Raw genomic sequence first — 20,193 nt, 5'->3', positions numbered from 1 at the left:
ATCATTGTCAAGAAAAAGCCATAAAAGTTTTAAATGAAAAATTAAGACTTTTAGAACTAGATATAATGAAAAAAGATCAGGAAATACAGTTAACTCGAGAACTTAGTCAGCAATTACCTGAGATAAATTTCTGCCTAAAAAATCATATAAAAAACAGTCAAGATACTATTACAAAAATCAATAACAAGAAAAATATTATATCTAATATTATTAAAAATATAGAATCATGTATTTATTAAAACAAATAAAATGTTTTAATAATATTAATTATATCTATAATAAAAAATATAATCCAATATAATAAATTCTTGCAAAATCTAAAAAAACAACTATTTTAAGATAATGTTCAAATTATTCTTATTACTACTATGAAGACTAATCAGAAAATCAAAGATGATTTTGAGAAAGCCGGAATAACGATTTCCGACTGGAGCTTAAAACATAATTTTTCAAGAGATTTAGTTTACAGAATTCTAAATACAAATCGCTTACCACGACGTGGTGAAAGCAAAAGAATTGCTATCGAACTTGGATTAATTTCAGAGGAGAAAGAAAAATGACTTAATAAAAAATAAAGCGGATTCATAGAATCCGCTTTACCCGTTTGCAATCAAGAGAAAGCTAACTAGTCGTATTTTTAGTATCTCTTGATTGCACTAATTAGTCAAGATTCGACAAAAAATTACAGTCGAAGGATAAATACATTTATTTATTTTAGAGGTTCTAAAATGGGATTTAAACCAAACCATAGAAAAAAATTCAATATATCCAATTGCTTAAAAACCCAACTACAAGAGGCTTTTGAAAAACCAATAACCATTTCTGGGCAGTTTCTGGGTATCCGAAATATATATCACGGTTCATTTAACAAACGTACAGTTATTTTTACAAGCTATAAAAATGGGGGAGCTTTTTCATTAGAAAGCCAACTTGAGCTAGCACATGCACTAAACTTAGAGCGTGATATGAGCGTGCTAAAGTACAGAACTCAAGCTCTAAAAGTCACGCTTTCAAAATCAATGTATGCGATACCAGATTTTTTAATTTTAAATAACTTACATAACTATGAAGTACATGAGGTTAAATCAAACTTAAAATCTCTTTCGAATGAAAAAATTGAGAAGCTAGAAATAACTAAACAAGTTTTAAAATCATTTAACATTAACTATAAAATATTTGATGAGATAGCATTACCTAGCAAAAAAGAAGTTAACTCGATTCTAAGAATTTATAAAAATATTAAAAATGTTAATATAGATAAAGATAGAATAATTCAAGCACAAATATTAACAGAAGGCATAAATAAAAAATTCACCTTCTTACTAGAATATTTATCAAAATATAAATATTCATATAATGAAATATGTTATCTAGTTTTCTATAAATTCATAAAATCAAATATTGATATTTGAGGTCTTATTATGACAGACTTATTAATAACACCTCATTTTGGTATGAAATTTATATACAAAAATAGTGAATATGAAATTGTCTCAATCTATCTTGATAGAGTTGGAATATCATCAGTCATTGGAGGTAAAAGAAAAGATTGGTCCAGAGATTTTTTTGATGAAATTATCAAAAAAAACTTAATAACAGTTACTTTTAGTAGAAGTAAAACTCTAAAAAGCTCGAAAGAATATGAAGTATTAAATAGAAAATACAGATACGTAAAACAAGCTTTAGAAAATACTCATTCACCTCATAGTCAGGCGAATCTAAATAATACTATAGCTATTATTTCTCAAAATATTAATGATTTATTTCCCCCTACCACTAGGACACTTTCTAATTGGATTCATGCATATATATCTAGTAATTTCGACATTAGAAGTTTGACTGACCAAAGAAAAGGTAATCTCTCTTCTCGTAAGCCTTTAATAATAAATCAAGCATTAAGCATTGCTTTAGAACAATCGCTTGAGCGTTCATTTATGGATAGTGCTGACGATATAAATAGAGAAATGGTTCAATATTTAAATGACAATCAATTGCCATATGCTAAGGAAGAACTATATAGCTTAAGACAGATTCAACGATTAAAAAAACTTCATTTTGATCAATATAGTAAGGATAAAGCTAAAAACTCAACTCGTTTTGCACAAAATAACTCTAAGGCTACGGGGCAAAAAATAACTAGTGAAGGTTTTTTAAATTTAGTAGAAATTGATTCTCATCAGCTTGATTTAATCATACTCGATGATGAAACTCTAAAAATAAAATGTAGACCTTGGATCACTGTGGCTATAGATATCTTTACAAGAATTATTTTAGGATTTTATATATCTGAATCTCCGCCAAACTCATTCACTACACTTCAAGCAATGAAAAATATGGTAACTACATTTGGTGTTCCTGATATAGTAATTCCTGATAACGGATCAGAATTTATAAATAATTCAGTTTTTGCACTAGCAAGAGAACTTCAAATAACGCTTGAACCATCACAAGTTAAAACACCTGATAATAAACCATATGTAGAGCGTTTTTTTAGAACATTAGCTCATAACTTTATACAGAAAATTGATGGCACAACTTTCTCGAATAGATTTCGTGTAGAAGAATATGAATCTAAAAAATTTGCTTCTCTGACTCTTTCTCAAATTAAAGAATGTATTTTAAATTGGATTGATATATATCATAAAAGTTTACATTCTGGAATTAGTCGTGTGCCTATAGCTAAATACCATGAAGCTATAAAATCATATCGTCCGATTGTAATAGATGAGGAATATGCAGATTTTATCTGCCGAATCCCATATTTCAGAATGATATCTAACGGACAGGTTCAATATGAAAAATTATTTTATTATTCTCATGCACTTAGAACACTTGAAAATAAAAATTCAAGGAATAGTACTATTTACGTAAATGAGTCAGATCTAAGTAAAGTCTATGTAAGAACAGATGAAAGTAATGAAATAATTGAAGCCATTTCAACTGATCCACAATATACATATAACCTTACACTAGATGATCACATTGAAGCACAAAATATAAAAAAACGTATAAAAGAACAAGATCTAAAAAATTATCCATTTTCTGAAAATGTGTTAGCACGTATTACGTTAAATAAATTAATTATTAGCTATAAAAAACAGAATAAACTTAATCGAAAAAAATTTATGGATTCACACGATCCATTAGAATTCTTAACGCCTTTAGAAGCTAGTCCTTCTAAAAAAATAATTAATCATCAATTAATTACGGAAAAAATAGAGTTTGGAAATTTCGATGAATTCTCATATGAATCATTGAATGGGGATTCTTATGAATACTAATATTTTATCTACCATAGCAAAGTTAGACTATTGTATTATTACTCATAAAGAGTATAAAAATGCTATTGATGGTATTTTTAGGTGTTGGGAAGAAACTCTATTTTCACCAAACAAATCAATTAATTGTCTTCTAGTCGCTGAAGGTGGACTCGGTAAAACCACTATATGTAATAAAATACTAGAAAACTTTACTGATGAAGTTATTTCCAATGAAGGCTATTCAATCGTCATAAAACCTGCTTTTTATATCCAAATACCAGCAAAGACGAATATCGATAATTTAACAAAGCTAATGTTGCAGAAACTAGGTGATATTAATCCTTCAACTGGTTCAACATTTGATAGATATATAAGACTCGCTCAAAAATTAAAAATTAGTAGAACAAAGTTAATAATTTTTGATGAATTTCATCATGTATATTCAACAGAATCATCACACAAAAAATACACTACAAGTAATGAGAATATTGCGAATTGGATCAAAACCTTAGGTGATGCGAATAAGATCTGTATATGCCTTGTTTCATTACCTCAATATGTAGAATTATTTTTACGTGATAGTCAACAGAGTCGACGCTATAAAGATCAATTTTATTTAAACCCATTAACAATTAATAATGATCCAGAAAGAACACATATCAAACCATTTATCTATCAAGTTCAAGAGTTTATTCGAAATGAAATGCAAATTTGTACGGAAGACATAGCAGAGGATAGGTTTGTATTAATGTTATTTATTGCGACAGCTGGCTATCATGATTTTTTAATGTCACTGATAAAACGCGCGCTATTTTTTCAATTAAGTACTAATTCTATAGTATTAACTCCTGAGCATTTTGCTAAGGCATGGGAAACAGATATTACTAGCTCAGTACGTCTATCAACAACTAATCCTTTTAATATGTCTGAAAAAGAACTTTTCAGTTTCTATAAATCAATTCATTAATTAGATAAAATATGACACTTTTATATATACCTATACCACTTCCGAGTGAATCTGCTGCGAGTCTATTACTTCGAGCATCTTATAAAAATGGTTATACGTCTCTTTCATCATTTTTAAATGCTTATGGCTTTCCAGTACATACTAAAAGCTTAAACAGTATGTTAAGTGACCAAATAAAATTTGAAAAAATAGCTTTAAAATTAGGCATTTGTAAATCTAGTATCAATATTATTCCAAGTATATATGGACCAACAAAAAGATCACAACGTATGTGGAAATCAAAGCCGATTTCTTATCACTTTTTTTGTGCAGATGGATCAAAACTATGCACTGAGTGTATCAATGAAAATGGTATATTAAGAACTGAATGGTTATTAAAACACTTAACTTGTTGTATAGTTCATCAAACAAAATTGATAACCGAATGTAACTATTGCCGTCATACTATTAATGCGAATCGTAAAAAAATTGATGAGTGCTATAAATGTCGGAAGACTTTTATCTTAGACACATCGAAAAAATTATTAAAGTATGAAACTGAAGCAAACAGATGGTTTTTAGATCAATTATCATCTGACAATTTAAATTTAGTGAAATCGATAAAGATTTTTCTATCAGCTATACAAGCCACCTATATCACTTTTAAAAATTTTGTTATTGATGAACCTCCAATACTACTAACTTATTTATTTTTCTCAAATTTATCTAGCGCAGAAGAAATTTTTGTTAAAATTATTAATAATAATAAATCTCATGGACACCCTAAATTATTGTTAGTCCACTTTTTATCGTCTATGGATCCTAAAATACATCAATTTGTAAATGAAATATTTAAAAAATACACATTTAACGGTTCTGATTTTGAAACACTGAAAGATGATTTTGTGTTAACAAAAAGAACAACAGCTATTCTAATTAATGCTAATCGTGCAAAATTAGATGCAGATGAATTTTCATTTTTAAAAGGTGAATACGGATTTTCAGCTAAAAAGGTGAATAACTTCTTGCTAGATGTTTTACATCCTGATCCAATTAATGCAAGAGAAGAAGAAAAATATTTAACACTAAAAGAAGCATCCGAAGTTCTAGGAATTTACTATGAATTAACATCTAAGCTTTTTTCAACAGATCAAATTTTAATAAAAAAGGTTATTCATAAAGACAATAAATCATATACTGTCATTACTAAAAAGGACTTACTAAAATTTAATCAGGAATTTATAACTGTCCATCGCCTAGCAAAAGATTTGGGTGTTCTTACTCAATATCTTACCGCAAAACTAAGATCTATCGGTATTGAGGCTATACATGGTCCTTTAATTAATGATGTTAAAATTGATGTTTTTAAACGTGCGGATATAAAGCATTTGACTCATGAAAAAATCGTTGAAATAAAAAATTATGACACGAGATTTGGTTATAAATCCTATATATACAACCTAGATATAAATGAGTTAAGCAAAGTTTCTTTAAAACTAAAAATCCCTATTAACGATGTAAAAAAACTTATTAAGCATAAAATATTGAAATCATATAAAAAGTCTTTGCTACAGTCTTTATATATAGATGAAGAGTCAATAAATTATGTTAACAATATTCTTAATAGTGACAAATTTATCAATTTTAAAAATATATCTTCTTTTATTGACTGTCCACCTAATTGGTTAAAAAAATACTGGATTGATACTAAATACCTAAAAATTATTGATTTAAAAATCTATAAGTATGTTTCACATTCGGAATTAAACAATATTAACAATTTAAGAAAAAACTACTTCACAGGAGCTGAAGCAAGCAAATATTTAGGTATGCCTCATCAACATATAACAAATTTAAACTCACAAGGACTAATCAAAGCTTATCATTTTGGACAAGCAAAAAAAATTCGACTTTTTTTAAAAACTGACGTTTATGCAATCAAACCAAAACATGGGTTTTAATAGAGTTTTGCATAAGTCATTTTTTGAGCTGTATTGAAATCACAATGAAAGTGTCCTCTCCTTCTCCCCCCAAAAAAAGTGACTTTCAACACTCATTTTATTACCAATGAGTGATCGTTTTTTGACTTTTGTAAGAACTCTAATAAAAACCAATAAATGAAAAGTTATATGACGTTTTCTATAATTTATGAAAACTTATATGTCGTTTAATGAAATTCTAAAAGTCGTACTTATACGTAAGCTATTGAATATATCTTTGAAAAATGAAATTTCATTTGTCGTCTTACGTTCGATAAAAAACCGACATCTATGTCGGTTTTTTATTACTTATTTTTATCATTTAGAAATAAACATTAAAAGCAAAATTACTCTAAGCGAATACTTACTGTTTAAGCAGGAATTCGAAGGACTTGTCCTGGAAAAATATCATCTGCATTTTTTAACAAAGGACGGTTTGCTTCAAAAATTTTATTATATTGGTTACTGTCACCATAAAATTCTTTTGAAATTTTAGATAAATTATCACCAGACTTAACAGTATAAAACTTACTTTCTGGTTCTGGTGTCGCCACTGTCATCTGATCATCAACTTGTGCAACATGATCAACATTTCCGACAGCTAAAATAATTTTTTCACGATCTGCCTGAGTTTGGACTTGTCCTTTTACAGTCGCTAAATCAGAAGCCCCATTATAAGTGACTGACAAACCTGTTACAGGTAAACCTAAAGCTTTAATATGACCCAGCAACTTATTCGCAATTTCTTGCGCAGAAGGTTCTGCTGGTGTCGTTGGAGCGGCTTGCTGTTCAGCTGGTGCTGTATTCTTTTTACCAATACCTTTTACAAAATCAAAAAGACCCATTATATTTCTCCGTAGTTTTTATAAGTGCAATTAAAAAGTCTGCTCTTTTTTATACCTAAAATTTGTGACGAGAAAGGTTGTCTTTAGTAAATTAAACGTAATTATATGTAATTGAAAATTTAGTAATTTTATTTATTAATATAATATTCGAATTTGAAAATTTCTTCTTAACCCACTTTAAAACTTATCCATCATTATATATTCGTCATAAATAAGAGTATTTAAGACATCATTAGCTTGATTAAAATTATTTTTTGCAAATAAAAATTGATGATCTGATCATTTTTTCTTATAAAAAAAGCAGCCTTACGGCTGCTTTTTCTCGATCAATTCAATAATAAATTATTGAGCTTGAGCTGTAGGTTGTGCAATAACTGTACGGCTACCAGAAATTGTCGCGAATACACGACGGTTCATAGCACGGCCTTCTTTAGTTTTGTTGTCAGCAATCGGTTGATCCCAAGCAAAACCTTGAGTAGACAAACGAGCTGGATCTACATTGTATTCATTTACAAGTGAAGATTTAACAGAGTTAGCACGAGCCAAAGATAAACGTTCATTCAATGCACGTGGACCAGTGTTGTCTGTATGACCTTCGATGCGAGCAGTAGCGTTTGGATATTCAACTAACTTTTCAGCAACTTTAGCAATTTCTGGCTTGTATTGATCTTTGATGTTTGATTTATTTGTATCAAAGAACACACGAAGTTCCATGTTAAGGTCTTCAGTCAACTCTTGTGGAGCTGGTTGAACTGGAGCTACAGGTTCAACTGGAGCAACTTCAACTACAGGAGCAGCTGGTTTCAAGTGACCACCAAGAACTACGTTAAGACCAGCTAGAGCTGTATAGTTCCAGAAATCTTCATCGATGTTATAAGTAGCACGAGCTTCTGTACGTAAAGATAAAGCATCGTTTAAGCGCCAGAAAGCACCAAGACCTGCATTACCTAAAGTACCTTCTTCTTCAAGACCACGTGTATCACGACCAGCAGCGCTATCAAGCTCATACTTATAGTGACCAGCACCTAGCAATACGTAAGGTTTGATTTTGCTGTCATAGTTTTTAGTAATCAAATCAGAAGTAGCATAAAAGTTACCATTGATTTGAGTTTGTTTATATTCGCCTTGATTGAAATCTGAATCACCCTTAACTTGGTTATATTCAGCTTCAAAACCTAACCATGGAGTTAATTCAACACCAAGTGCAGCACCAACGAATAAATCGTCTTGAAGCTCTTGACCACTGTTGGTTAAGTTGCCACGGCTGTTGTTGTGTTGCGAATCTTGGAATGTATAACCAAGCATTAATGGAGTAACAGTTACGCCCGCGTTTGCAGCAGCTAAAGGAGCAGCTACAAGCATTGCCAATGCAATACGACTCATTTTCATGGATTTATCCTCCAGAGATAACAATTGTTGTTCAAACTTAAGCCTAAAATTTGACTATTTCTGAGATAGGCTTTCTTATACCCCAGTTTTATTCTTAAGCTATTCACTGTCAATCATACAAGCACTTTATTTTTTCCAAGTGCTTGATAATTTTAATCAAGTGAATTATTGACAAAATTACTTACAATTTCCGTTGTAATTCGGTAATTTTTTACTCAATTTTTTGTTGTGAATAGCTTATTGTCACTTGCAATTTATTTTAACAGTTTTATTAAAAATGAAGTAATAAATCGTATTCTTAAAAAAACTATTAAAAACAAAATATTAATAACACAAACCACTTAAAATAAATACCTTAGAAGGCTGTTTGTATGTTTTTTAGACAAATAAAAGCGTTTACCCTGATTGAACTTATCGTCACAATCACTATTTTAGCTATTATTACAACGATAGCACTGCCCCATTTTCATGGATTACTGGCAAAACAAGAAATTAAAAGCACCACCCACAATTTGATCATGAGTATGCACATGGCCAAAAATCATGCCGCGATTCAACATAATAATGTGGTGATTTGTCCAAGTGCAGATGGTTTAAATTGCCAAGCCAATAGCTGGAACTCAGGCTACCTTGGTTTTATGGATATCAATAAAAATAGACAAGTCGATGTAGATGAAAAAATTATTTTCACACGTGCCATAAATTTGAAATATGGCAATCTTGATTGGCGAGGAACTTTAAGTATCCCAAGTCTAACCTTTCAAGCAAGTAATGGTCTGCCGAATGGTTCAAATGGCAGCTTTTATTATTGTTCTAGCGATCAAGTCACTCACTCTAAGGTTGTATTGAGCCGTATGGGACATATCCGTGTTGAACATTCAGTGAATTGCTAAGAACCCATCAGTCCAAAGCTGAAGAACAATCAGCCTTTATTCCTGTGGATTTTTCAATATACTGCTTAAGTTGGAAAAATAATCCACTAGAAAAGTCAATCACGGAGATATAACAATGACAGACATCGTAATTGTAAATGGTGCACGTACAGCAATGGGCGGTTTTCAAGGAAGCTTAGCCAATGTCACAGCACCTGAACTTGGTGCAGCCTCTATTAAAGAAGCTATCGCACGCTCAGGATTACAACCTACAGATGTTCATGAAGTTATTATGGGTTGTGTGCTTCCTGCTGGATTAAAACAAGGTCCTGCTCGTCAAGCAATGCGTCAAGCAGGCTTGCCTGATTCAACAGGTGCAGTCACCATTAATAAACTTTGTGGTTCAGGCATGAAAGCAGTGATGCAAGCTGCTGATATGATTAAAGCGGGTTCTGCTGAAATTGTAGTTGCAGGCGGCATGGAATCAATGACCAACGCACCTTATGTTTTGCCTAAAGCACGTGGTGGTTTTCGTATGGGTCATGGCGAAATTAAAGACCATATGTTTCTTGATGGATTAGAAGATGCTGAAACAGGTCGTTTAATGGGTTCTTTTGCCCAAGACATGGCAAATACACGTGGTTATACACGTGAGCAGATGGATGCATTTGCAATTCGTTCATTAGAACGTGCTCAAACTGCAGTGAATGAAGGTTATTTTGCAAATGAAATTGTTCCTGTGACTATTTCAACACGCAAAGGTGATGTGGTTGTTGATAAAGATGAACAGCCTTTCAATGCGAATATTGCAAAAATTCCATCTTTACGCCCAGCTTTTGCTAAAGATGGCACGATTACAGCAGCCAATGCTAGCTCTATTTCAGATGGTGCATCTGCTTTAGTCTTAACTTCTGCTGAAAATGCGACAGCAAAAGGCTTAAAGCCATTAGCAAAAATTTTGGCTTATGCATCAAACTCACAACACCCTTCAGAATTTACCATTGCCCCTGTAGGTGCAATTGAAAAAGTTCTAAGCAAAACCGGTTGGAACGCACAAGAGGTTGATCTTTGGGAAATCAATGAAGCATTTGCCATGGTCACCATGTGCCCAATCGATGACTTCAAACTTGATCCAGCCAAAGTCAATATTAACGGTGGTGCTTGCGCATTAGGTCACCCAGTCGGTTCAACAGGTTCACGTATTATCTTAACCTTGATCCATGCTTTAAAACGTACAGGCGGCAAAAAAGGGATTGCTGCTTTGTGTATTGGTGGTGGTGAAGCGACTGCTGTAGCAATCGAAATCCTTTAAATCGCTTGTTGTAGAACAAGATAAAAAATCCCTCTCAAATAGAGGGATTTTTTATCTTTACATTTTTTTATTAAGGTTTCAGTCTGAGCCTGTTAAATTGGAACACTCAAAAAACAATAAAATGGATAATTAGACATGCAACTCAATCACTATCTTAATTTTCAAGGTGAAGCCGAAGCTGCTTTCACTTTTTATAAATCAGTGTTTGGTGGAGAATTTTCCGTCATCACGCGTTATGGCGATCTACCACCTGAGGAAGGTGTCCATCTTTCTGAAACCGAAAAGAATGCCGTACTCCATGTATCATTGCCGATTAATGAATATACGGTACTGATGGCTTCTGATATTCATGAACAATTCTGTGCAGTAAATACTGTCTTTACCAAAGGCACTAATCACTATATTTCGATTAATTTAGATGCCAGTGAGCAAGCAGAAGCACAACGCTTATTCAATGCTTTATCTATTCACGGTCAAGTCGAAATGCCTCTGGAAAAGGCTTTTTGGGGTGCGCTATATGGTGCTTTTACCGACCAATTTGGAGTGAAATGGATGGTGAATTGCCAACTAGAAGACATGTAATATTTTCTTTTAAAAATAAAAAAGCCGACATCCAGACGGCTTTTTTATGTTCGACTTAAAGGTACTTAAGCCCCTGTTTGATAACTCGCTTGAGTAACTGCAGTTGATGCTTGATAAGGATGTTTAAAATCATTTAAACCCGCAGCAGCTTCAACAATATCTTTACCTTCTTTCACCACAAAACTATCAAAGCCAGAACGCTTCAAATAATTTAAGACATCTTTAAAAATATCGCCTGTCGCACGAAGCTCTCCTTGATATCCTTGACGGCGTAAAAGTGCTGCAAATGAATAACCACGTCCATCGTTAAAGCCCGCAAACTCAATCAAGATAGTATCAAATTGATCAAGTGGAAATTCATTCACTTCAGGCGAATCATCCACAGTAATGTATAAGGCTTTTTTGCCTTGGACATTTTCCAATTGATCCAATTGAGCTGTTGTTAAAACAACATCACCTTGTGGCAAAATCCCATCTTCAGCAATTAACTGATAAGTGTTGTCTGTAATTGTGCCTTCTTTAGAGAGCACTTGTAATGCGGTATTAAGCATATGCACGCTCCTTAAAAGGTTGAATGCCGACACGGCGATACGTTTCAATAAATTCTTCACCCTCGTTTCGAAGGTCTAAATAAGTATTTAAAATCTCTTCAACCACATCAGGCACACGATCGGCTGCAAATGATGGCCCTAAAATATCACCAATTGATGCATCATGGTCGGCATGACCACCTAAAGTAATTTGGTAGAATTCAGCACCTTTTTTATCGACACCCAAAATACCAATATTACCGACATGGTGGTGACCGCAGGCGTTCATACATCCTGAAATATTCAGATCTAAATGACCCAAGTTATATACAGTATCTAGGTCATCAAAACGACGTGAAATGGCTTCTGAAATGGGAATTGATTTCGCATTTGCCAATGAACAGAAATCACCCCCTGGGCAACAAATAATATCGGTGATAAAACCAATATGTGCACGGGCAAGGTTATTTTTTTCAAGAATTGTCCATAATTCAAATAAGTCTTTTTGCGGCACATCAACCAATGAAATATTTTGTTCATGTGTGGTACGAAGTTCACCAAAAGTATACTGATCTGCTAAATCTGCAATCAGGTTCATTTCTTCAACAGTCATATCACCTGGTGCAATACCCGCACGTTTCAGGGAAATAGTCACAATGCGGTAGCCTGTCACCTTATGCGGATTGGTGTTGATATTGAACCACTGTTTGAATTTAGGATTAGCCGCAAACTGTTCAGTGAAATCTTCATCAGCATAAGCTTGATAATCAAAGGGCGTAAATTCTTCATCCAATTTTTTCAAGATTTCAGGCTGAATTTTTAAAGTCTGAATCGTATGGGCAAATTCAGCTTCTACTTTTTCAGCAAATACTGCTGGCGTTAAAGCTTTTACTAAAATTTTGATTCGTGCTTTATATTTATTATCACGGCGCCCATGTAGGTTATACACACGTAGTACAGCTTCTAAGTAAGCAATTAAATCTTCACGTGGCAAGAAATCACGAATAAAGCTACCAATCACTGGGGTACGACCTAAACCACCACCCACTTTAATTTTATAACCAATTTCACCTGCGTCATTTTTCACGATATAGACACCAATATCATGAAATGAAACTGCGGCACGATCAGTTTCAGCCAATGCAGAGACCGCGATTTTAAATTTACGCGGTAAAAAAGCAAACTCTGGATGAAAGGTTGACCACTGACGGATCAATTCACAAGTTGGACGCGGATCCGCAACTTCACCTGCAACCACACCCGCATATTGGTCAGTTGTAGTATTACGAATACAGTTACCCGATGTTTGAATCGCATGCATTTGAACAGTTGCAAGTTCTGCCAACATATCTGGTACATTTTCTAAAGCTGACCAGTTAAATTGAATATTTTGACGGGTTGAAACATGTGCATAACCACGGTCATAATCTTGTGCTAACTGTGCAATTTTGCGAAGCTGATGAGCATTCATCAGTCCATAAGGCACAGCAATACGAAGCATAGGCGCATAACGCTGAATATATAACCCGTTTTGCAGACGTAATGGACGATATTCTTCTTCCGTCAATTTACCCGCTAAATAACGTTCTGTTTGGTCACGGAATTGAGCAACACGTTCATTGATGAGTTGCTGATCAAAATCAGTATATAAATACATGGCGGACAGCTAGTAGTTTCATTATAACGGCTCACAGCATAACCAGATTTAACCTATCAACGAAATGCGTTTTTTACATATTTAATAGCGGTTTTATTGATAAGGCTAGCAAAAACCCTTTACAGTTAAAGATAAACAGTTCAAATCAGCCACTTTCAGTGAAAGCAATATTATTTTCATTTGCTTATCATTATTTATCATATAAACATAATTTATTGAGCCGTAACTCAAAAATGCGGATTTAAAACATTTTAAGCATATTTTTGAAAATCAGCTGATATAAAAAAAGCCTGACGAATCAGGCTTTTCTATTTAAGTACTTCAATTATTTTTGATCAGGTAAGGCATAAGCCACGAGTGCATCACCCATTTTGGTTCCAAATGAACCGTGACCACCTGCCATAATCACAACATATTGCTTACCATTGCTTTCATAAGTCATAGGCGTTGCTTGTCCACCAGCAGGTAAACGACCTTTCCATAACTCATCACCATTGGTCACATTAATGGCACGAATATAATTATCCTGCGTACCACCAACAAACATCACATTACCCGCTGTCGAAATCGAACCACCCAGCATTGGCACACCCATTTTAAAAGGTGGCAAAGGAATGCCTGGCATACTGTCACGGATGGTACCAATACGACGTTTCCATGCAACTTCATGCGTATTTAAATCCACACCCGCTACATAGCCCCAAGCAGGTTGTTTACACGGCAAACCAAATGGAGAAAGAAATGCACTGATTTCTACGCCATAAGGTACACCATACATAGGTTGAATACCTTGCTCTGTCCCTGCACCTTTCGCGGTTTGTTGACGATTTGGATCTGAAGGAATAAGTTTAGTGACAAATGGCAAGCCAATCGGATTCATGACCGCAATTTGACGATCTGGATTGACAGACATACCACCCCACTCAAATACCCCTAAATTACCAGGGAATACCAAGGTGCCATTTTCAGATGGTGGCGTATAAATGCCATCGTAATTCAACTTATGGAATGACACTCGGCAAATCAATTGGTCAAACATGGTTGCGCCCCACATTTGTTTATCCGTTAATTTCTCTTTTGGTGCCAAATCAAAATCAGAGAACGGCTGCGTTGCTGAATAACGTTCACCTTTGGTTTGTGGACCCAGTTTTACCGTCTGTGGAACAGGTTTCTCGGTAATCGGTACAATCGCTTCACCAGTACGTCTATCCAAAACAAAAGCATTCCCTGTTTTGGTCAACACATAAATAGCAGGCACCATTTTACCTGTTTTGTCTTTAATATCAGTCAAGGTCGGTTGTGAAGGCACATCCATATCCCACAAATCATGATGTGTGGTTTGGAAATCCCAAATTAATTCGCCTGTAGAAGCATTCAAAGCAAGCATCGAGTTTGCATAGCGCTCGCTCAACTCAGTCCGGTTACCACCCCAAATATCTGGCGTACCCACACCTGTTGGCACATACACAATATCCAATTTCGCATCATAGGCCAAGGGTGCCCATGCATTCGGTGAATTTTGAACATATTTTTGACCCGGTGCTGGAATCAAGTTCGGATCTTCTGCACCCGTGTCGAATACCCAAAGCAATTCGCCTGTATTGACATCATAACCACGAATCACGCCTGATGGTTCTTCAGTCGAATAGTTATCGGTGGTTGAGCCGCCAATAATAATCGTAGTTCCTGTGACGATTGGTGGTGATGTTGGAACATAACCGCCCGGATATGGGAATGGCATATCTTTTTGAAGATCGACTTCACCATTTTTACCAAAATCGGTACAACGCTGACCATTGTCTGCATTAATCGCGACCAAACGTCCATCATTGACAGGCAAAATCACTTTACGTGGACATTGTGCAGAAGATGATTTCACATTTTGTAAACTCGCTTCGAAACCCACAGTATTGTTGGCATCATAATAAGATACCCCACGACAAGTTAAATGCTGGAACGTATTGTCCGCTTTAAGTTTTGGGTCAAAACTCCATTTTTCTTTACCTGTGGCTGGATCAAGTGCAATCAAACGCTGGTGAGTGGTACAGATATACATGTTGTTACCGACTTTAATCGGAGTAACCTGATTGGTGGTTTCACCAGAATCATTTTCTGTTTTCATCTCACCTGTATGATAAGTCCAAGCCACTTCAAGGTTTTTAACATTTTCCGCATTAATTTGAGTTAATGGGGAATAACGCAAACCCGATTGGGTACGACCATATGCAGGCCAGTCTTCATTCGCGACACCAGGAATAGCCTGTGTAGTATCGGGTTGTTTCGTGGTTAATGTGCCACGAATTTCCTGAGGATCATTAAAAATAGAATAAATCATGACAGCAATGGTGATTGCCAATGAACCTGTTAGAACCATCTTTGCAGTTTTGCTTTTCACAAAACCACGGGTCACTGCAGGAATAAGCAACCAAAGACCAAATAAGCCTAAAATATCTAAACGTGGTGCTAAAGCAAAAAAGTCTGATCCAACTTCCCAAAGCCCCCAAATAACTGTACCTAACACAAATACAGCATAGACAATCAGCGCCGAACTTTGTAACTTTTGCAATAAAACCGCAGTAGCGATGAAGAATAGACCTGCAATAATGTAGTACCAAGAGCCACCCAGTACTGCAAGCCAAATTCCCCCAATCAGTAGAACTAAACCAAAAATTACAGCGACGATCACTGTAATGGTTTTTAATCCTGAACCTGAAGATGGAGTACGCATATGAACCACCTATTTCTAAAATTCTTTTGAAAAACCCATAGCTTTAAAAACTATAGGTGCCTTATATGAGTTTTTAGATATTAAATATCTCAGTGAATCTCAATAAAAAGGGCATATCTGCCACTTTTATTGAGTGAATTCATTCAAATATTTATCATCTAGAAACTAGAACACTGTTTGTAATTTAATCCCACCTACCCACACGTTTTCGCCGTCTTTATAAGCGCCTACATGACGAATATATTGAATATTTGGACGTATAGTCAGCCAGTTGTTGGCATGTAAACCGTAATACACTTCTGCATCATATTCTTCACGACGACCATCGTTCAGATCATCATTCATACGAATACGTGCAACCCCAAAAGCCAATTGATCCTGAGGACGAGTATCCATCAAACCTGTATAGGCTAATCCAATATTTTGCATATTGCCGACTTGATTGGTGTTTGAATCATGAACTGTTAAATTCACAAAACCAGTCAATCCACGCTTTGCATCACCTTGATGAGTAGTAAGTTGCTGTTTCGCGACTACCCACATCCCATGTTTGTGAGAGGTTTGTGAAATTGTATTAATGTCTAGAGCATCAGCCGTACTGTAATAGTAGCCAAGACGGTATTCACCAGAAAGCTGATCTAAACCCAATTTGGGTGTCCAAACTATTTCAGCTGGAATGATTGCACCCTCAGAACCATCAGTACTGAGATTAAAACCTTGACTCCGCTTTAAATTTTCAGGGTTATATTCATATACACCGACTTGGGTATAAAGATCTGGACGTAGTTGATATTTGGCTCGAACTGCCCATTGGCTCACTGGCCAATTATACCATTGGTCACCGACCCAATTTCCTACTTGAGAACCGCAAAGTGCTAGATTTTGAAAATCACAGTCAAAGCTGTTGAAATCTTCACCTTCACCAAAGCGCCCTACTTTAATATCTAACTTTTGATCAAAAAATTGTTTTTTAATCCAAAAATCAGTTAAGCGCCATGTTTGCCCACGCCCCCATACTTCTTGGGTCGAGCTTAAATGTCCATTAAGTACATCTGACGTTTGTGACAGGGAACGGCCATTTCGCTGTGTAATATTAATTTGTGCTTCAGTATATTGCCAACCTAAAATTTTATTTAAATCGAAGTGTGCTCCGACTGCAAATTGGTCAGCATACTCTGTACCATGATCAGAAGCAGATTTTGCATCCAATAAGGTCGCCATTTCACCTGTATAACTGAAACTAAAATCATAACCTTGTTGCTGTAATGCAGTTCGTTTACCATTCCAATCGCCCAGCATCCATGGACTTTGTGAATTGAACATTTCAGCAGCGTGAACACTTGGCACAGCAACACTGAATAACCCTAAAGATAAAGCAAACCCTAAAGTACTACTTAATTTCTTCACAATAAGTACTCTATATAAAATTTTGTAATAGATATAGGGTACTCTTGTTTTTTATGTAACACTTACAAAAAATGTTAGTAAATTGTTTTTTATCAATATTTATTTATATTATGCATCACAACTACCATTCACCAGCGCCCAGTTTTTGACCTATATATTGATATTTTGTTTTAGATCGGGAAAATTTGATCGGACAGGCCAGTTGCGTTTCAGTCTGATCACTTCCGACAGAAAGAGGAACTTCCACTGTCCACCGTCGCTCCTTGGCCAATTCAGAATTAAAAGCTTCTTCTAAGTCTAAGACCGGCTCAACACAGACGTCTTGATCTGCAAAAATAGCAGACCACTCTGCAAATGTTTTGGTGGAAATTTTCTCTTGGATGGCTTGTTTAAGAAGGTGCTGATCTGCTTGATTGAATGAGTTGCCCAGCTGCAAAAGTAGAGGCAAATCAAGAATGCTGGCTAATCCAGACATAAATTGTGGTTCCAAACTTCCAATGGATAAATAACGAGCATCTTGTGTTTGATAATAATCATAAAATGCACCGCCATTTAAAAGCCCTTCTTCTCTGTACTGAGGCTTTTTTCCAGCCAATGTTGCCGCCGCAGCCATACTGTTTAAAACAGCACTACAATCCGTCATTGAAATATCAATATATTGACCTTTTCCGCTGTGCAGACGCTCTATCACTGCGGTTAAAATAGCAATAATGGCATGTAAAGAACCTCCAGCAACATCAGCGATTTGAATGCCCATAGGTGGAGGTCCACTCTGCTTTCGACCACTCTGTCCCGCAATACCTGATAGAGCCAAATAATTAATATCATGACCTGCTTTATTTTTATAAACTCCTGTTTGTCCGTAGCCTGTTATAGAGCAATAGATCAAACGTGGATTAATTTCTGCAAGTGTTTGATAGTCTAGCCCTAATCTTTTCATTACCCCCGGTCTAAACTGCTCCACCACAATATCAAATTCAGAAATTTTACTTTTGATTAGTTCAATATTTTCTGCATCTTTTAAATCTAAAGCAATCGACTGTTTATTTCGATTCAAATAGCTATGTGAGGTCGCTTGACCGTTGGCATAAGGTGGAAATAAACGAATTAAATCGGGGCGTAAAGGGGACTCTACATGAATAACATCTGCACCTAAGTCAGCAAAATAAAGCGTAGCAAATGGTCCAGGTAAAAGTGTTGAAAAATCGAGAACTTTTAAATCGTTTAAAGCAGCATCCATATTTTTTTCACTTTATTTGTGTTAGTTTTTTATTGATATTAGAAAGATACAAACAACAAAACAATGTCATTTTCAGCCATTTACCTTGATAATTCAGGCAAATTAATATGTAATTATGTTAAAATATATATTGTAAATTGCCAATCAAACAATTTTTAGCGTCATTTAGGTCAATTGCCCGTGAATATAAAAGAGACAGAAGAATTTAATATGAGTCGCGATACAATTAGTATCCACTTCGTCAATGCGGCTCTGGCAGGCGTTAAACGTCTAGGAATGGATGTTGAAACTTTATTGTCACATGTTGGCATTGAGGCGGAATTATTACGTCAACCTAAAGCACGAATATCCCCGGAACAATACACTCGTTTTATAAAAATGTTGTGGATGGTGACCCAAGACGAACACATGGGCTTTGGTTTACAGCCCCGCCGTTTGGGTACTTTCGCGATTATGTGCCAACTCATTATTCATGCGAAAACTTTAGGCCAAGCTCTAGAGCTCTCGGCTCAGTTTTACAAATTGTTTGGAGATGAGTGGTCTGTCGTATTAGAACGTGACAAACATGAAGCACGTCTTGTTCCTTTTGTTCCAAAAGAACTTGATCCAGATCATTTTATTACTGAAAGTATGCTAATGATTTGGCATGGTTTAGCTTCTTGGTTAATTGAACGCCGCATCCCACTGGAACGTGTACATTTTGGTTATGCTCGTCCATCGCATGCAGATGAATATGATGCTTTATTTTTTGCACCAGTCATGCAGTTCGATACACAACGTACCGAAATTACATTTGCAGCAGATTATCTCGATTTACCCATTCGTCAAACTGAAGAAGATCTTGAAGAGTTTTTAAAAGCAGCACCAGCCCAACTCTTGGTCAAATTTAAAAATACCAACTCTTTAACTTCACGTATTCGTGACGTATTAAAAAGTCAAATTGGTGAAGAAATGCCGACGCTTAATGACGTGGCTTCAATGCTCTATCTTTCACCGCAAACTTTACGTCGTCGCTTAGCAGCGGAAGGCAAAAGCTACCAAGGGGTAAAAGATGCACTACGTCGTGATGCTGCTATTCATCTCTTGTTAAATCCAAAGTTAACTTTAGAAGATGTGGCTCAACAAGTTGGTTTTAGTGAGACCAGTACTTTTCATCGCGCATTTAAAAAGTGGACTGGGGTTACTCCAGGTTTATATCGTCAATTGCATGGTTATCATTAAAAAATAAATATTGCTAAAAAGCCTGAGACCTCTCAGGCTTTTTTATTTCAATTGCTAACATTTAAAAATTTTCAAGCTTTATTATTTTCGATCTAAACAATACAAAAAATAAACTTGAATGCTTAATCTCACCCTCTATTCAAACACTCCAACTGGCCAAAAAAATCATTTGATCTGATTCGTTCTTGTCATTGCACTTCAAAAAATTATCATTACACTCAAAAA

Annotated in this window: 16 protein-coding genes and 1 pseudogene; 10 read left to right on the top strand and 7 right to left on the bottom strand. The window is 35.0% G+C overall.

What is annotated here, in order from left to right; translation table 11 throughout:
* The 6 genes and pseudogenes from GA0116959_RS14365 to GA0116959_RS12685 form a co-directional block, all read left to right on the top strand.
* Nucleotides 1–239: pseudogene (locus GA0116959_RS14365) on the top strand (hypothetical protein); the annotation flags it as partial.
* A 129-nt stretch (nucleotides 240–368) separates the two neighbouring features.
* Nucleotides 369–560, top strand: a complete 192-nt coding sequence (locus tag GA0116959_RS12705; protein WP_092720985.1) for a helix-turn-helix domain-containing protein — start codon at nucleotides 369–371, stop codon at nucleotides 558–560.
* 168 nt (nucleotides 561–728) lie between these two features.
* The gene (locus GA0116959_RS12700; RefSeq protein ID WP_092720984.1) at nucleotides 729–1,412 is read left to right on the top strand and encodes a TnsA endonuclease N-terminal domain-containing protein; all 684 of its coding nucleotides are present in this window, start codon (nucleotides 729–731) and stop codon (nucleotides 1,410–1,412) included.
* Nucleotides 1,413–1,421: 9 nt separating this feature from the next.
* A complete protein-coding gene (locus GA0116959_RS12695) occupies nucleotides 1,422–3,281 on the top strand; it encodes a DDE-type integrase/transposase/recombinase (protein ID WP_092720983.1) in 1,860 nt (619 codons plus the stop codon).
* Nucleotides 3,271–4,227: a TniB family NTP-binding protein gene (locus tag GA0116959_RS12690; protein WP_092720989.1), complete on the top strand. Its 957-nt coding sequence runs from the start codon at nucleotides 3,271–3,273 to the stop codon at nucleotides 4,225–4,227. Before GA0116959_RS12695 ends, GA0116959_RS12690 begins: the two co-directional genes overlap by 11 nt.
* Before the next feature lie 11 nt (nucleotides 4,228–4,238).
* Complete coding sequence (locus GA0116959_RS12685) at nucleotides 4,239–6,167, top strand: TniQ family protein (RefSeq protein WP_092720982.1); 1,929 nt, start codon at nucleotides 4,239–4,241, stop codon at nucleotides 6,165–6,167.
* Between the two features lie 389 nt (nucleotides 6,168–6,556).
* On the opposite strand, the gene lysM is transcribed toward GA0116959_RS12685, so the two are convergent.
* Together lysM and omp38 are read right to left on the bottom strand one after the other, a co-directional pair.
* Nucleotides 6,557–7,030: a peptidoglycan-binding protein LysM gene (gene lysM, locus GA0116959_RS12680; protein ID WP_092720981.1), complete on the bottom strand. Its 474-nt coding sequence runs from the start codon at nucleotides 7,028–7,030 to the stop codon at nucleotides 6,557–6,559.
* A 342-nt stretch (nucleotides 7,031–7,372) separates the two neighbouring features.
* Complete coding sequence (omp38, locus tag GA0116959_RS12675; protein WP_053578594.1) at nucleotides 7,373–8,419, bottom strand: outer membrane protein Omp38; 1,047 nt, start codon at nucleotides 8,417–8,419, stop codon at nucleotides 7,373–7,375.
* 371 nt (nucleotides 8,420–8,790) lie between these two features.
* On the opposite strand from omp38, the gene GA0116959_RS12670 reads away from it, so the two are divergent.
* The 3 genes from GA0116959_RS12670 (at nucleotide 8,791) to GA0116959_RS12660 (ending at nucleotide 11,185) form a co-directional block, all read left to right on the top strand.
* Entirely contained in the window at nucleotides 8,791–9,312 is a 522-nt protein-coding gene (locus tag GA0116959_RS12670) for a GspH/FimT family pseudopilin (RefSeq protein WP_092720980.1), read from the top strand.
* A gap of 115 nt (nucleotides 9,313–9,427) precedes the next feature.
* Nucleotides 9,428–10,603, top strand: a complete 1,176-nt coding sequence (locus tag GA0116959_RS12665; protein WP_092720979.1) for a thiolase family protein — start codon at nucleotides 9,428–9,430, stop codon at nucleotides 10,601–10,603.
* Between the two features lie 135 nt (nucleotides 10,604–10,738).
* Nucleotides 10,739–11,185: a VOC family protein gene (locus GA0116959_RS12660; protein ID WP_092720978.1), complete on the top strand. Its 447-nt coding sequence runs from the start codon at nucleotides 10,739–10,741 to the stop codon at nucleotides 11,183–11,185.
* Between the two features lie 65 nt (nucleotides 11,186–11,250).
* On the opposite strand, the gene GA0116959_RS12655 is transcribed toward GA0116959_RS12660, so the two are convergent.
* The 5 genes from GA0116959_RS12655 to GA0116959_RS12635 form a co-directional block, all read right to left on the bottom strand.
* A complete protein-coding gene (locus tag GA0116959_RS12655; RefSeq protein ID WP_092720977.1) occupies nucleotides 11,251–11,736 on the bottom strand; it encodes a DUF934 domain-containing protein in 486 nt (161 codons plus the stop codon).
* Entirely contained in the window at nucleotides 11,729–13,372 is a 1,644-nt protein-coding gene (locus GA0116959_RS12650; protein ID WP_053578599.1) for a nitrite/sulfite reductase, read from the bottom strand. The genes GA0116959_RS12655 and GA0116959_RS12650 overlap by 8 nt, the downstream gene beginning before the upstream one ends.
* Before the next feature lie 325 nt (nucleotides 13,373–13,697).
* On the bottom strand, nucleotides 13,698–16,100 hold the full coding sequence (locus tag GA0116959_RS12645; RefSeq protein WP_092720976.1) for a glucose/quinate/shikimate family membrane-bound PQQ-dependent dehydrogenase: 2,403 nt from the start codon (nucleotides 16,098–16,100) through the stop codon (nucleotides 13,698–13,700).
* 165 nt (nucleotides 16,101–16,265) lie between these two features.
* A complete protein-coding gene (locus GA0116959_RS12640; RefSeq protein WP_244878598.1) occupies nucleotides 16,266–17,447 on the bottom strand; it encodes a carbohydrate porin in 1,182 nt (393 codons plus the stop codon).
* 181 nt (nucleotides 17,448–17,628) lie between these two features.
* Entirely contained in the window at nucleotides 17,629–18,747 is a 1,119-nt protein-coding gene (locus GA0116959_RS12635) for a CaiB/BaiF CoA transferase family protein (RefSeq protein ID WP_092720975.1), read from the bottom strand.
* A gap of 210 nt (nucleotides 18,748–18,957) precedes the next feature.
* On the opposite strand from GA0116959_RS12635, the gene GA0116959_RS12630 reads away from it, so the two are divergent.
* Nucleotides 18,958–19,968 carry an AraC family transcriptional regulator gene (locus GA0116959_RS12630; RefSeq protein WP_092720974.1) on the top strand — a complete coding sequence of 337 codons (1,011 nt, stop codon included), beginning with the start codon at nucleotides 18,958–18,960 and terminating at the stop codon, nucleotides 19,966–19,968.
* Nucleotides 19,969–20,193 lie beyond the last annotated feature (225 nt).

Origin of the sequence: Acinetobacter albensis, from assembly GCF_900095025.1 — a bacterium.
In the GTDB taxonomy this organism is placed as follows: Bacteria; Pseudomonadota; Gammaproteobacteria; order Pseudomonadales; family Moraxellaceae; genus Acinetobacter; species Acinetobacter albensis.
Note: the sequence above shows the minus strand (reverse complement) of the source record. Positions and strands in the feature narration are given on the sequence as shown.